Source organism: Sphingomonas paludis (assembly GCF_053502515.1).
Window position 1 is genome coordinate 72,550 of sequence record NZ_CP187558.1, and the last position, 15,236, is coordinate 87,785.

At 66.7% G+C, this 15,236-nt stretch carries 11 protein-coding genes and 1 tRNA gene; 11 read left to right on the plus strand and 1 reads right to left on the minus strand.

The window, feature by feature from the left end:
• The first annotated feature begins 29 nt into the window (after window positions 1-29).
• The 7 genes from ptsP (at window position 30) to paoC (ending at window position 9,855) form a co-directional block, all read left to right on the plus strand.
• The gene (gene ptsP / locus ACPVPU_RS00375; RefSeq protein ID WP_448658928.1) at window positions 30-2,306 is read left to right on the plus strand and encodes a phosphoenolpyruvate--protein phosphotransferase; all 2,277 of its coding nucleotides are present in this window, start codon (window positions 30-32) and stop codon (window positions 2,304-2,306) included.
• Window positions 2,307-2,417: 111 nt separating this feature from the next.
• Window positions 2,418-3,377, plus strand: a complete 960-nt coding sequence (locus tag ACPVPU_RS00380; protein WP_448658929.1) for a helix-turn-helix domain-containing protein — start codon at window positions 2,418-2,420, stop codon at window positions 3,375-3,377.
• A gap of 126 nt (window positions 3,378-3,503) precedes the next feature.
• Entirely contained in the window at window positions 3,504-4,520 is a 1,017-nt protein-coding gene (locus ACPVPU_RS00385) for a tetratricopeptide repeat protein (protein ID WP_448658930.1), read from the plus strand.
• Between the two features lie 116 nt (window positions 4,521-4,636).
• A complete protein-coding gene (locus ACPVPU_RS00390; protein ID WP_448658931.1) occupies window positions 4,637-5,950 on the plus strand; it encodes an NAD(P)/FAD-dependent oxidoreductase in 1,314 nt (437 codons plus the stop codon).
• Between the two features lie 104 nt (window positions 5,951-6,054).
• Window positions 6,055-6,690 carry an aldehyde dehydrogenase iron-sulfur subunit PaoA gene (gene paoA / locus ACPVPU_RS00395; RefSeq protein WP_448658932.1) on the plus strand — a complete coding sequence of 212 codons (636 nt, stop codon included), beginning with the start codon at window positions 6,055-6,057 and terminating at the stop codon, window positions 6,688-6,690.
• On the plus strand, window positions 6,687-7,637 hold the full coding sequence (locus ACPVPU_RS00400) for an FAD binding domain-containing protein (protein WP_448658933.1): 951 nt from the start codon (window positions 6,687-6,689) through the stop codon (window positions 7,635-7,637). The genes paoA and ACPVPU_RS00400 overlap by 4 nt, the downstream gene beginning before the upstream one ends.
• Before the next feature lie 4 nt (window positions 7,638-7,641).
• Entirely contained in the window at window positions 7,642-9,855 is a 2,214-nt protein-coding gene (gene paoC, locus ACPVPU_RS00405; protein WP_448658934.1) for an aldehyde oxidoreductase molybdenum-binding subunit PaoC, read from the plus strand.
• A gap of 233 nt (window positions 9,856-10,088) precedes the next feature.
• Here paoC and ACPVPU_RS00410 read toward each other — a convergent pair.
• Window positions 10,089-10,163 (minus strand) — tRNA-Gly (locus ACPVPU_RS00410).
• A 232-nt stretch (window positions 10,164-10,395) separates the two neighbouring features.
• Here ACPVPU_RS00410 and ACPVPU_RS00415 point away from each other — a divergent pair.
• The 4 genes from ACPVPU_RS00415 to dacB all read left to right on the plus strand — a co-directional run bounded on the left by ACPVPU_RS00415 (window position 10,396) and on the right by dacB (window position 15,199).
• Complete coding sequence (locus ACPVPU_RS00415; RefSeq protein ID WP_448660558.1) at window positions 10,396-11,307, plus strand: tetratricopeptide repeat protein; 912 nt, start codon at window positions 10,396-10,398, stop codon at window positions 11,305-11,307.
• A 5-nt stretch (window positions 11,308-11,312) separates the two neighbouring features.
• Entirely contained in the window at window positions 11,313-11,921 is a 609-nt protein-coding gene (locus tag ACPVPU_RS00420) for an LON peptidase substrate-binding domain-containing protein (RefSeq protein ID WP_448658935.1), read from the plus strand.
• Window positions 11,922-12,006: 85 nt separating this feature from the next.
• Complete coding sequence (locus ACPVPU_RS00425; RefSeq protein WP_448658936.1) at window positions 12,007-13,677, plus strand: MFS transporter; 1,671 nt, start codon at window positions 12,007-12,009, stop codon at window positions 13,675-13,677.
• 109 nt (window positions 13,678-13,786) lie between these two features.
• Complete coding sequence (dacB, locus tag ACPVPU_RS00430) at window positions 13,787-15,199, plus strand: D-alanyl-D-alanine carboxypeptidase/D-alanyl-D-alanine endopeptidase (RefSeq protein ID WP_448658938.1); 1,413 nt, start codon at window positions 13,787-13,789, stop codon at window positions 15,197-15,199.
• Window positions 15,200-15,236 lie beyond the last annotated feature (37 nt).

Here is a 15,236-nt window from a genome sequence, read left to right on the forward strand (position 1 = left end):
GCACCCGCGCATCTGCTACCGATCGGGGCATGCCGATCTCCGCTATCGCCTCCGCCCGCGAAATCCTGACCCGCCTGCACGATGTGATGGCCTCGCGCAGCCCGGCCCAGGCCAAGCTCAATTCGGTGGTCGGCATCATCGGCGAGGCGCTGGATAGCGAGGTGTGCTCGATCTATCTGCTGCGCGAAGGGGTGCTGGAACTGTTCGCCACGCGCGGTCTGGCCCAGGAAGCGGTGCACGTCACCAAATTGGCGATGGGCGAGGGACTGGTCGGCGTCATCGCGCGCAACGTCGAAACCCTGAACCTGGATGAGGCCGCGATCCACCCCGACTTCGCCTATCGCCCCGAAACCGGCGAGGAAAAGTTCCACAGCTTTGCCGGCGTGCCGATCATCCGGCGCGAACGGGCGGTGGGCGTGCTGGCGGTGCAGCATGTCGACAGCCGCCGCTACGACGATGTCGAGATCGAGGCGCTGCAGACCGTCGGCATGGTCCTGTCCGAACTCATCGCCAATGCCGGACTGATCGACGCACCCGGCAACGACACCAGCCGCCCGCAGTCCACGGCAGCCGACCGGGTGCCGGGCTTCAAGCTGGTCGAGGGGATGGCGGCGGGTGTTGCCGTGTTCCATCAGCCGCGCATCGTCATCGAACATACGGTGGCAGAGGATATCGAGGCGGAGCGGCACCGCGTCTATGCCGCGTTCGACAAGATGCGGGAACAGATCGACCGCATGGCCAGCCAAGCCGAATTCGGCGTCGACGGCGAGCACCAGGAGGTGCTCGAGATGTACAAGATGTTCGCCTATGACGAGGGATGGTCGCGCCGCATCAACGAGGCGATCGACAGCGGCCTGACCGCAGAGGCGGCGATCGAGCGGGTGCAGCAGCGCACGCGCCAGCGGATGCGCCAGATCGACGACCCGTTGCTGCGCGACCGGATGCACGATCTTGAAGATCTGTCCAACCGCCTGATCCGTATCGTCTCGGGCCAGCTCGGCACTGCGGCGCAGCTTGGCCTTCGGCACGATTCCATCCTGATCGCCCGCAATCTGGGCCCGGCGGAACTGCTCGAATACGACCGGCGCCGGCTGAAGGGCGTGATCCTCGAGGAAGGGTCGCTGACCGCGCACGTCACCATCGTCGCGCGCGCCATGGGTGTGCCGATGCTGGGCCGGGTGCGGGACGTGCGCCGCCTGATCGCCGAAGGCGACCGGCTGCTCCTCGACGTCACCAACGAACAGGTCATCATCCGCCCCTCAGCGGCGATGGAGGAGGCGTTCGAGACAAGCCTCGCCCAGACCCAGCAGCGCCGTGCCGCCTTTGCCGCACTTCGCCATGTCGAACCGGTGACCCGCTGCGGCACCCGGATTCAGGTCAGCATCAATGCCGGCTTGCGTGACGACATGGCCGCGCTGGACCTGACCGGTGCCGACGGCATAGGCCTGTTCCGCACCGAGTTCCAGTTCCTCGTCTCAGCAACCCTGCCCCAGCGCGAACGCCAGCAGCGGCTGTACCGCGATGTGCTGGATGCGGCGGGCGACCGCCCGGTCGTGTTCCGCACGGTCGATATCGGCGGAGACAAGGCGCTGCCCTATCTCAACCATGACGAACAGGGGGAGGAGGAAAACCCGGCGATGGGCTGGCGCGCGCTGCGGCTGGCGCTGGAACGCGACGGACTGATGAAGGCACAGGCCCGCGCCCTGCTTGAGGCGGCGGCGGGCCGCCAGCTCAATGTCATGTTTCCGATGGTGTCGGAACCCTGGGAGTTCGACGAGGCGCGCGACCTGTTCGAGGCGCAGCGCGAATGGCTGGCGTCGCGCGGCAAGAAACTGCCGCAGACGATCCGCTACGGCGCAATGCTGGAGGTGCCGGCGCTCGCCGACGTGCTCGACATGATGCTGCCTCGCCTGGATTTCCTGTCGGTGGGCACCAACGATCTGACCCAGTTCCTGTTCGCGGCCGATCGCGCGCATCCGAAACTCGCCGTCCGCTACGACTGGATGAGCCCGGCCATTGCCCGCTTCCTGCGCCGCGTCCAGCGCACGCTGCACGGGACGGGCAAACCGCTGGCCGTTTGCGGCGAAATGGGCGGCCGTCCTTTGGAGGCGATGATGCTGATCGGGCTTGGCATCGACCGATTGTCGATCACTCCAGCCGCCGTCGGCCCGATCAAGGCGATGGTCCGCTCGCTCGACCGGTCGGCGCTGTCGGCGCACCTCGAAACCCTGTTGGCCAGCCCGCCGCGCAGTTTGCGCGAACCGTTGACAGCCTGGGCGCGCGAAAATGGCGTCGAACTGGCCTGACCGGTCGGTTATTGCGGTAAAGCGCCGTTGACAGCGGGCGGTGGGTGGCCAAAACCGGGGGTGCATCAGGGCGACCGGGACGCAGACCCGATGCGGGAAAGAGAGCAGGACATGGCCGACACCCCTCCGACGGAAGCCGCGCCGGCAACCATGGGAGAACGCCTGCGCGCGGCGCGAGAAGAACAGGGGCTGGAACTTGCCGAAATCGCGGCACGCACGCGCATCCAGCTGCGCCATCTGGCCGCCATCGAAAATTCCGACTTCGGCGCCCTGCCGTCCCCGGCCTATGCGATCGGCTTTTCGAAAGCCTATGCCCGCGCCGTCGGCATCGACGAAACCATGGTGGCGCGCGACCTGCGCGGGCGACTGTCCAACGGACCCATGCGTGAGGCACCGGCCCGGCCACAGGATCTGGAAGAACCGAGCCGCCTGCCGGGTCGCGGCCTGACGATCGGGCTGGTCATCGGTTTTCTGGTGCTCGTCATCGCGGCGGCCGCCTATTATGGCGGCATGGTGCCGATGGGTGCCGATGATCGCGCGGCGGTGGCCGAGGATCTGGGCGTACGCCCGGCCGCGGTTCAGCCTGTTCCCGCCGCAACGCCTGCAGCACAGGCGCCTGCCGGTGGACCGGTCGTGCTGACAGCGACCGGAGAAGTGTGGGTCCGCATCTATGACGCGGCGAACACCACGCTGCTGATCCGCACGCTGCAACAGGGCGACCGGTTCGAAGTGCCCGCCAACGCCGATCGCCCGATGATCAATGTCGGCCGTCCCGACCTGTTGGCGGTCACGGTCGGCGGACAGGCGGTGGCGCCGCTAGGCACGGCGGAACGCGCCATCAAGGATGTGGAAATCAGCGCCGCCGCCCTGCTGGCCCGGGGCAGCGCCGCACCCGCGCCTGCCCCCACGATGCCAACCGCCAGCGTCGCCCGCCCGGATCGCGGGGCCAGCCGAAGCACGCGCGTCACCCCGTCCGTCCGCCCCAGCCCGACGCCTGCGCCGTCCGCCGTATCCGACGCCCCAGGCACGACCGGTGCGACCGAGGGGGCGGCGGTTTCCGCGCCGGAATGAGCCGATATCCCGGCCATGCCAGCGGCCGGCATGCGGCTCGACCATTGCAGGGGGCGGATACTCGCCTTAGACGGGGACAACGAGATGGTTAACGGTTTCCAGCCATCGGCTTGGGGGGTGAAGGGAATGCGGTCATGGGTTCGTCTGGGTGCGTTTGGCGCCGCTGCCATTGCCCTCGTTCCGGCGGCCAATGCCCAATCCGTCGATGTGCGGGTCGAACGGCTTGAACGTGATATGCGCACCGTTCAGGGTCGGCTTGGCCTGCCCGTCACCCAGCCTGGCGGGCTTCAACCCCAGATCACGGCACCGCCGAGCGATACCGGCGCGCCGGGAACGCCGTTCAACAGCCCGATTGCCAGCCTGGAACAGCGGTTGAACGCACTGGAAAGCCAGGCACAGACCCTGACCGGCCAGGTTGAACAGACCCAGTTCAAGCTGCGCCAGATGGAAGAAGCGTTCAACGCCTACAAGCTGTCGACCAATGCCCGGATCAAGGTGCTGGAGGATGCCGCAACCTCCACCGGCGACCCGCTTGGCGATCCGCAACCGGCTGCGGGCACCGGCAGCACCGCCGTCTCCGCCGCGACGCCGGCGCGCGGTCCTGGATCGGGCGGTGGCGTGCTCGGCCAGCCGCGCCCTGCCGCCGGCGGAACTGCCGCCACGCCCGCCCCGCGCCCGACGACGCCCCGCCCCGCAGCAGTCAGCGCCGCGCGGGCCGAACAGATCGCGGCGGTCGAACGGCCCGATACGGGCGACGCGGCAGAGGACCTCTATATCTATGGCTTCCGCCTGTGGAGTGCCAAGCTGTATCCGGAAGCGCGGGTGCCGCTGGCCGAGGTCGTGGCCAAATATCCAAAGCATCGCCGCGCCAGCTTTGCCCAGAACCTGCTCGGCCGCGCCTGGATGGACGAGGGCCGCTGGCAGGAAGCGGCCAAGGCATTCTACGACAATTACAGCAAGATGCCGGACGGCGAGCGCGCCGCCGACAGCCTGTTCTATCTGTCGCAGTCGTTGCAGCAGCTGAAGGCCGCACCGGCCGAACAGTGCAAGGTCTATCGAGCGCTGGAACTCGACTATCCCGGCAAATTGTCGCTGGATCAGCAGGCCGTCGTCGATCGGGGCAAGACCGCCGCAAAGTGCTGAACGCGCAAGGTGCTGAATGCGGGGGACGTCCCCCGCGCCGGAACCATCGCTTGAGTTGATCCCCCCTTATCTGTCATGGTCGTTCCGGCCGCGTTTCGTGCGCCGGGAGGGCTGGCGTGGCTCGACAGAAAACCCAGATCGTGGTGGTCGGCGGCGGCGCTGGCGGGCTTGAACTCGTCCGTAAACTCGGCGCGCGCTATGGCCGCAACCGCCACGACATCATCCTGATCGACCGCAACCTGACGCATATCTGGAAACCGCTGCTGCACGAGGTCGCGGCCGGGTCGCTGGACGCCAATCTGGACGAGGTGGGCTATGGCGGCCATGCCGTCCGCTGGGGCTATCGCTTCTTCAATGGCAGCATCGAATCGATCGATCGCACCGCCCGCACGCTCACCACTGCGCCGCTGCTCGACGAACGCGGCGAGGAAGTGATCGGGCGGCACGTCATCCGCTATGACTATCTTGTGCTGGCCATTGGCGGCATCTCGAACGACTTCGGCGTCCCCGGCGTGCGCGAACACGCCATGTTCCTTGAGGATCGTCCCCAGGCCGACCGGTTCCGCCAGAAACTGCTCAACGCCTGTCTGCGCACGAATCACGCGCACCAGACGGGCGATCCCGATGCCCGCGTCCGGGTCAGCATCGTCGGCGGCGGCGCGACGGGGGTGGAACTCGCCGCCGAACTCTACAACGCCGCGGGCGCGCTGCGCCATTACGGGCTGGAGGTGTTCGACGAGACCAAGCTGGAGGTCTGCCTGATCGAGGCAGGGCCGCGCATCCTGCCCGCGCTGGATGCGCCGCTGGCCGAAACCGCGCGTCAGGAGCTTCAGAACCTGGGCGTGCGCGTGCTCGACAATACCCAGGTGACGTCGGTCGAGCACAAGCTGGTGCACACCCGCGATGGTCAGGCCATTCCCTCCGACCTGATCGTGTGGGCCGCCGGGGTGAAGGGCGCGGACGAGGTTGCCGGGATGAGCGATCTTGAACTGACGCGTTCCAACCAGTTCGTCGTCCGCCCGACGCTACAGACCAGCCGTGACGACCGCATCTTTGCCCTTGGCGACTGCGCGTCCTGCATGCTGCCCGGCCGCGATCGTCCCATCCCGCCGCGCGCCCAGTCGGCGCATCAGATGGCCAGCCTGATCTTCGCCAATCTGGTCCGCGCTCAGGAGGCGCAACCGCTCAAGGATTTCGTCTACCGCGATCACGGCTCGCTCGTGTCGCTCAGCCGGTTTTCCACCGTCGGCAGCCTGATGGGCAATCTGGTCGGGGGACGCATGTTCGTCGAGGGACGCCTGGCCCGCGCCGTCTATATGTCGCTCTACCGGATGCACCTCATCGCCATTCACGGCTGGTGGCGCGGCGTCGCCCTGATCGTCATCGGCCATGTCAACCAGATCGTCCGGCCCCGGCTGAAACTGCACTAGGTGCATGGCCCGCCCTTCATGCTATGCTGTCCGGGCCGGGCTATCTCGCGTGCAAAATATGCCGGGCGCGGAACCGGCGTCCGGCTCAAGGGGTTTGCCAAAGCATGAACCATCCAAGCAAGATCAACGTTTCTCGCCGCGTCGTCCTGGTCGGTTCCGCCGCCACTGCCGCCACCGCGAGTGCGGCACCGCTCGTGGCCCAGACGCCGACGCCATCGGCCTCCCCACCCACGCTTCCCGTGCGGATCAAGGTCAATGGATCGGACCGCGAACTGTCGCTCGACCCGCGCACCACGCTGCTCGATGCGCTGCGCGAGCATCTGCAGCTGACGGGCACCAAAAAGGGCTGTGACCATGGCCAGTGCGGCGCCTGCACGGTGATGGTGAACGGGACGCGGATCAACAGCTGCCTCACCCTTGCGGTCATGCATGACGGCGACGAGGTGACGACGATCGAAGGGCTCGGCACGCCGGATAATCTGCATCCGATGCAGGCCGCCTTCATCAAGCATGACGGCTATCAATGCGGTTATTGCACCCCGGGCCAGATCTGCTCGGCTGTTGCCGTTCTGGATGAGATCAAGCGCGGCATCCCCAGCCATGTCCAGTCCGACCTCACCGCTGCGCCCAGCCCGACCAATGGGGAACTGCGCGAACGGATGAGCGGCAATATCTGCCGCTGCGGCGCCTATTCGAACATTGCGGAAGCCATGGCAGAAGTCGCGGGAGCAGACGCATGAAGGCGTTCACCTATGAACGTGCCAAGGATGCAGGGGCCGCCGCCCGCGCGGTGGCCGCGCGCCCCGGCGCCAAGTTCATCGCAGGCGGCACCAACCTCCTCGACCTGATGAAGATCGAGGTGGAGACGCCCACCCATCTCGTCGATATCCAGGATCTGGGGTTCGACCGGATCGAGGCGACGGACGACGGCGGACTGCGAATCGGTGCCCTGGTCACCAACACCGATCTCGCCGCCGACGAACGCGTGCGCCGCGACTATGCCGTGCTGACCCGCGCGATCGTCGCAGGGGCGTCGGGCCAGCTCCGCAACAAGGCGACGACGGCCGGCAACCTGCTCCAGCGGACGCGCTGCTCCTATTTCTACGACACCAACATGGCCTGCAACAAGCGCAAGCCCGGTTCCGGCTGCGCTGCGATCGGCGGCTATTCCCGCCAGCTTGGCATTATCGGCGTCAGCGATCAGTGCATTGCGACCTTCCCCGGCGACATGGCCGTGGCGATGCGCGTCCTCGATGCCGTCATCGAAACGGTTGATGCGGACGGACAGCGCCGCTCGATCCCGATCGCCGACTTCCACCGCCTGTGGGGCGATGCGCCCGAGCGGGACACGGTGCTCGAACCGGGCGAACTGATCACGGCGGTCACCCTGCCCCGCCCGCTTGGCGGCCGGCATTTCTATGAAAAGGTGCGCGACCGCGCTTCCTATGCCTATGCGCTGGTCTCGGTCGCAGCGGTCATCCAGCCCGACGGCACCGGCCGCGTCGCCTTTGGCGGTGTCGCTCCCCGGCCATGGCGCGTCGAGGCAGCGGAGGCGTTGCTGCCAAAGGGAGCCGCCGCCGTCACTGCCCGCGCCTTCGAAGGGGCAACCCCGACAAAGGACAACGCGTTCAAACTGCCGCTCGCCACGCGCGCGCTGGCTTCCATCCTCGCCGAAGCAAAGGGCTGATCCGATGAAGTTCGACACGCCCGCAGGCGTCAACCCGATCGACAACAAATCGGTCGTTGGCCGCCCCCATACCCGTATCGACGGCCGGCTGAAGGTCACCGGTCAGGCCCCTTATGCCTATGAACATCACGATCAGGTCGAAAATGCCGCCTATGGCTATGTCGTCGGTTCGGCGATCGCCAAGGGGCGGATCACCAACCTCGACACCAGCGAGGCGGCGGCCGCCCCCGGCGTGATCGCCATCGTCACCGCCGCCGACGCAGGCAAGCTTGGTAAGGGCAATTTCAACACCGTAAAGCTGCTCGGCGGGCCGGAGGTCGATCATTACCATCAGGCGATTGCCGTCGTCGTCGCCGAAACCTTTGAACAGGCGCGCGCTGCCGCCAATCTGGTCAAGGTCGACTATGCCCGCGAAAAGGGTCGTTTCGACCTGACCGAGGGGTTGAAGACCGCCAAGCTCGCCGGCGGCGGCGACAGCGGGAACGAGGCGAAGGAGGACAGGGTCGGCGACTTCGAAGCGGCGTTTGCGGACGCGCCGGTCACTCTCGATGTCGAATACACGACCCCGGATCACAGCCATGCGATGATGGAACCCTTTGCATCGACTGCGGTGTGGGATGGCGACAGCGTCACCGTCTGGACCTCGAACCAGATGATCGCCTGGGGACATGGCGACCTGGCCAAGACGCTGGGCATGCCCAAGGAAAAGGTGCGGCTGATCTCGCCCTATGTGGGCGGCGGTTTCGGCGGCAAGCTGTTCCTGCGCACCGATGCGGTGATGGCCGCACTCGGCGCGCGCGCGGCCAAGCGCCCGGTGAAGGTCGCGCTAGCGCGGCCGTTCATGGCGAACAATGCGACGCATCGCCCCGCCACGCATCAGCGCATCCGCATCGGCGCGACCAAAGACGGCACGATCACGGCGATTGCGCATGAAAGCGGATCGGGCGACCAACCCGGCGGCGGTCCCGAAATCGCGGCGACGCAGACCAAGCTGCTCTATGCCGGCGCCAATCGGCTGATCGCCATGCGCCTGGCCGAGCTCGATCTGCCAGAGGGGAATGCGATGCGCGCGCCGGGTGAAGCGCCCGGCATGATGGCGCTGGAAGCGGCGATGGACGAAATGGCCGAAAAGCTCGGCATGGACCCGATCGAGTTCCGCATCCGCAACGATACCCAGGTTGATCCGGCCAAGCCCGAACGCAAATTCTCGCAGCGCCAGCTCGTTCGCTGCCTGCAGGAGGGCGCTGAAAAGTTCGGCTGGTCCCGGCGACAGGCAAGGCCCGGATTGGTCCGTGACGGCAAATGGATGGTCGGCATCGGCGTCGCCGCCGCCTTTCGCAACCATATCAACATGACGTCGGGTGCGCGGGTCCGCCTCGGCCCCGACGGCGTGGTGACGGTCGAAACCGACATGACCGACATCGGCACCGGCAGCTATACGATCATCGCCCAGACCGCTGGGGAAATGCTGGGCGTCCCCGCCGAACAGGTGGTGGTGAAACTGGGCGATTCCAGCTTCCCCGTCTCGGCAGGGTCGGGTGGCCAGTTCGGGGCGGCCAATGCGACCGCCGGGGTCTATGCCGCCTGCGTCAAGCTGCGCGAGGCGGTGGCGCAGCGGCTTGGCTATGATGCGGCCGACATCACCTTTACCGATGGCAGGGTGATCAGCGGCAATCGCTCGGCCACCCTGCGCGACGCGGGGAAGGGCGGCGAACTGGTGGGCGAGGACAAGATCGAGTTCGGCGATCTGGCCAAGACCTATCAGCTTTCCACCTTCGGCGCGCATTTCGTCGAGGTGGGCGTCGACAGCTATACCGGCATCGTCCGGGTTCGCCGGATGCTGGCGGTGTGCGCTGCGGGGCGGATCATCAACCCCGTCTCCGCGCGCAGCCAGGTGATCGGCGCGATGACCATGGGCGTCGGCTCGGCGCTGATGGAGGAACTGGCCGTCGACAGGCGCTTCGGCATGTTCGTCAATCACGATCTGGCCAGTTACGAGGTGCCCGTCCACGCCGACATCCCGCACCAGGAAGTGATCTTCCTGGATGAAGCCGATGACAAGGCGAACCCGATGAAGGCGAAAGGGATCGGCGAACTCGGCCTGTGCGGCGTGGGCGGCGCGGTTGCGAACGCAATCTATAACGCCACCGGCGTGCGGGTGCGCGACTTCCCGATCACCCTCGAAAAGCACCTGGAAAAGCTGCCAGAAGTCGCGTGACGTTGCCGGTGCGCGGCGCAATAACCTGCGCTGCGCACCAGGCGACATGAGTGTCGGGATGCCAATCCAAGCTGGATGCACTGTCTGGCTGAACGATATCCACCGGCGCCCCTCAACGCAGGCGCACCGGGAAGCATTTGGCCCGACGATTATCGATGAACGAAGACCCGCGTCATGCGGGTGGAACGACCGGACCGCCGATCGTCGGGCGTTTCCAATTGAATGGAGAACGCTGGAGCGGGCGAAGGGATTCGAACCCTCGACCCCAACCTTGGCAAGGTTGTGCTCTACCCCTGAGCTACGCCCGCTCTGGCATTGCGGTCCGGGCAGTCGATGCCGGTGGACCGGGGCAAGGCGCGTGCCACTAGCACCCGCCCCACCCCCGTGCAACCCCCTTTGCCGATTCGTTTTCCGGGCTTGGTTTGGGGCGATGAAAGGCCCAAATAGGATGATGTGATCTCGGCCCGCTGCGCTGGCCGACCCTGGACCGCCGGCAAAGCCGGCCCAATGATTGGAGCATCTGCCGTGGCCACGCTGGGAATGAGCCCCGCCGACAAGGAAGCCGTCGAAACCTTTCGTCGGGCCGTCGTCGAACCGTCCATGACCAAATTGGTCATCATCGACTTCTGGGCCGAATGGTGCGGCCCGTGCAAGGCGCTGGCCCCGATCCTGGAAAAGGTCGCCGCCGCTTATGCCGACAAGGGCGTCGTGCTGGCCAAGATCGACACCGACAAGGATCAGTTCATCGCCGCCCAGTTCCAGATCCGGTCGATCCCCACCGTCTATGCCATGTTCCAGGGCCAGCTGGTCGCCGACCTGACCCAGGCGCGCACCGAATCGCAGCTGAAGCAGCTGCTCGACCAGTTGCTGCGCCAGTTGCCCGTCGATCCGGATGCAGCCGGGCCGGACATGGACGATGGCGTTGGCGACATCGCCCCGTTGATTGCGATGGGGGAAGAGGTGCTGGCCGCCGGCGATGCCGAACGCGCGCTGGCCATCTTCGATCAGATCGCCGACATGGCGCCCGACGCGGCGGAGGTTCAGGCCGGGCGGCTGCGCGCACTGATCGCATTGGGCCGGACGGAAGAGGCACAGACGGTCCTCAATTCGCTGCCCGCCGACGCGGCGAAGCTGCCGGGCGTGGATCAGGCCCGGGCCGCACTGGCGCTGGCGGCAGAGGCGCAGCCGGTCGATGACCTTGCGGCAATGAAAGCACAGGTCGCGGCAAATCCCGACGATCATGCCCTGCGCTACGACCTGGCGGGTGGTCAGATGGCAGCGGGCGACCGCGACGGGGCGGTCGATTCGCTGCTGGCAATCATCGCCGCCGAACGCGACTGGAATGACGGCGCGGCCCGCCAGCGGCTGTTGACCCTGTTCGAGGCGGTCGGGCTGGAGGACCCCTGGGTCGCGGCCCAGCGTCGCCGGCTGTCCGCCGCATTGTTCGGGTGACCGCGATGAGCCAGCGCATCTCCATCTTTCCGCTCGGCGGGGCGCTGCTGTTTCCGGGGCTGCACCTGCCGTTGCACATCTTCGAGCCGCGCTACCGGGCGATGGTGTCCGATGCGCTGGCCCGCGACCGCCGCATCGGCATGATCCAGCCGCGAGAGGGCGGCGAGCGGCCCGCCCTGTTCGACATTGGCTGTGTCGGCCAGATCATCGATGTCGAGGCGATGGAGGATGGCCGCTACGATATCGTGCTCCAAGGCGTTTCGCGCTTTCGCGTGCTGCGCGAACTCGATGTCACCACCCTGTTCCGTCAGGTAGAGGCCGAGCTGATTCCCGAACCGCAGGACCAGATCCTGGGCCTTGGCGCGCGCGCCGCGCTCGAGCTGGAATCGCGCCGTTTCGCCGATGCACAGGGCTATGCCGTCGACTGGGATGCGGTGGGCAGGCTGGACGACGAATCGCTGGTCAACGGCATCGCCCAGATCGCGCCGTTCGACCTCGCCTCGAAACAGGCGATGCTGGAGGCGAACAGCCTGTCGGATCGCACCGAACTGATCATCCAGCTGATGCAATTCTATGGCCGCCGCGACGGCGACGACATCGCCACGCTTCAATAGGCCGCCGATAGCGCTAACAAGGCTGCTTGCGCCCTTCTCCGCCATTCGACATGGTGCCGTAAAACCCAAAGGGGAGGGGAATATCGTGCACGACGAAACCGTGGCCCAGCCGCGCCACCACCGCGCCACGCGCAGCGAGAAACTTGTCATCGCTGCATCGTCGCTGGGCACGGTGTTCGAATGGTATGACTTCTATCTCTACGGCCTGCTCGCCACGATCATCTCCGCGCAGTTCTTTTCGGGCGTCAACGAAACCACCGGCTTTATCCTGGCGCTGGCCGCCTTTGCGGCCGGATTCGCGGTGCGGCCGTTTGGCGCGCTGGTCTTTGGCCGGATCGGCGACATTGTCGGGCGCAAGAACACGTTTCTGGTAACGATGGGCCTGATGGGCCTGTCCACCTTCGCCGTCGGTCTGTTGCCCAGCTATGCCAGCATCGGCGTTGCCGCGCCCGTCATCCTGGTCACGCTCCGGCTGGTGCAGGGGCTGGCGCTGGGCGGCGAATATGGCGGTGCCGCGACTTATGTGGCGGAGCACGCGCCCGACAACAAACGCGGCCTGTACACCAGCTGGATTCAGACGACGGCGACCATGGGCCTGTTCGCTGCGCTGCTCGTCGTCATCGGCCTGCGCACGCTGATTGGGGAAGAGGCGTTCCGCGACTGGGGCTGGCGCCTGCCCTTCCTCATCTCGATGGCGTTGCTCGCCGTGTCGATCTGGATCCGCCTGCAACTCTCGGAAAGCCCGGTGTTCCAGAAGATGAAGGAAGAGGGCACCACGTCAAAGGCGCCGCTGACCGAGGCGTTTGCGCGCTGGGGCAATCTGAAATGGGTGCTGGTCGCGCTGTTCGGTGCGGTCGCGGGCCAGGCGGTGGTCTGGTACACCGGCCAGTTCTACGCGCTGTTCTTCCTGGAGAAAGTGCTGCGCGTCGACGGCGCGACGGCCAACATCCTGATCGCGGTGGCGCTGGCGATCGGCACGCCCTTCTTCATCTTCTTCGGCTGGCTCAGTGACCGGATCGGGCGCAAGCCCATCATCCTGGCCGGATGCGCGCTGGCGGCGGTCAGCTATTTCCCGCTGTTCGGCGCGCTGATCGGCGCTGCCAATCCCGAACTGGCGGCGGCTCAGGCGAGCGCGCCGGTCAGCATCACCGCCAACCCGGCGGAATGTTCGACCCAGTTCGATCCCGTCGGCGGCAACAAGTTCGACAGCACCAGCTGCGACATCGCCAAGACCACTATCGCCAAGGCCGGGCTGAACTATGCCAATGTCGCCGCCGCCCCCGGCACCATCGCCAGCATCGCGGTGGGCGATACCGTCATCGTCGCGCCCGATCCCGTCCGCCTGCCTGCAGGCGAACCGCGCGCGGCCGGGATCAAGGCGTTCCAGGATCAGGTAAAGGGCGCGCTGGACGCGGCGGGCTATCCGGCAACCGCCAATCCCGACACGATGAACACGCCGCTGGTCATCGCCATCCTAACCGCGCTCGTCCTGCTGGTGACGATGGTCTATGGCCCGATCGCGGCGATGCTGGTCGAGCTGTTCCCCACCCGCATCCGCTATACGTCAATGTCGCTGCCCTATCACATCGGCAATGGCTGGTTTGGCGGCTTCCTGCCGACCATCGCCTTTGCAGTGGTGGCCGCGACGGGGAGCGTGGTCGCGGGGCTATGGTATCCGGTGATCGTCGCCAGCGCGACGGTGGTGATCGGCCTGATCTTCCTGCCGGAGACCAACAGGCGCAGCATCGACGACTAGACCCGGACTCACCCCGGCCTCGAGCCGGGGTCCAGCTCCTTCAATCCGCCTGAAAAGCGGGCTCCCGGCTCAAGGCCGGGATGACGACATGCTTTTCATTGGCAGCGCCATGGTTATGCTGCACCGCATGATCCGCGCCGCGCTGCTCCTGTTATTGGCCTTTGCCGCTCCCGTGACGGCACAGACGCCCATAGCGGAACGCGTCGCTGCCCGCTTGGCAGAGGCCGGCCCCGGCCCGCGCTTCGGCCTGGTGGTGCTGGACGAGGCGGGCCGCGAGATCGTCGCCATCCGCCCGGACGAACGCTTCATTCCGGCAAGCAATACCAAGATCGCCACCACCGCCACTGCCTATGCCGTGCTGGGTGACTTGAGCCAGCCAATTCCCGGCGGCGGCACCCGTGTGCGGATGGAGGGCGAGGATGTGGTAATCGAGGGGCGCGGCGACCCGTTCCTGTCGGCAGCGCCCGGTTGCGTCCGCGACTGCCTGACCAGCCTGGCCGAAGCCGTCGCCGCTCGCACCCGGCGGGTGCGCGACGTGATCGGCGACGCCAGCTGGTTCCCCGACGAACGCTGGCCATCGGGCATGAGCTGGAACAACATTCCCAGCCGGTCGGGCACCGCCATCGCCGCCCTGACGCTGGACGATAATGAGACCGCCGTGACTATCCGCCCCGGCCCGCCGGGCGGTTCTGCGCTGATCGAGGGCGATGGCTGGTACGCGATCGACAATCGCATCGTCACGGTAGCGGGCGGCGCGACCGAGATCGCCTATGACCGCGCCCCGAACGGGCGGACGCTAATCTTGACCGGTACCATCGCGGCTGAATCAGCGCCGCAAGTGCAGCGGCTCGGCATCGACGATCCCGCGCTCTACGCCGCCTGGACCTTTCGCCGGATGCTGGCAGAGCGCGGCGTAACCGTGTCGGGCGAACCGCGCGCGCGCTATCGCAGCGCCCAACCAGCCACCGATTCCGATGCCGCGCCGCTCGCCGCGCTCGATCTGCCGCCGCTCGCAGCGGACATCGCGCTGATCCTGAAGGACAGCCAGAACCATCATGCCGACCTGCTGCTGCGCCGGATCGGCCGCGCACAGGGCACAGGATCGGTCACGGAGGGCCAGGCACAGGTGACGGCGACGCTGACCGGCGCGGGCCTGCCGCCGTACGCCTTTCACTTCGCCGATGGCTCCGGCATGTCGACCTATAACCGCATGACCCCGCGCGGCACCGCCACCCTGCTGCGCTGGATCGATACCCGGCCCTGGGGCCAGGCATGGATGGCCAGCCTTGCGGTCGGCGGTATGGATGGAACGCTGAAAAGCCGGTTCAAAGGCACGCCGCTGGAAGGACGCCTGTTCGCCAAGACGGGCAGCCTCAATGCCACCAACGCCCTGTCCGGCATCCTCGTCACCAAAAGCGGCCGCCGCCTGACCTTCTCTGCCTTCGCCAACGACGTGCCGGAGGAAATGTCGGGTACCGCCATCCTGGACGCAGCGCTGGTCGATCTGGCCGAGGCGCTCTAGCCCTTAATCGTCATTGCGAGCGCTGCGAAGCAATCCA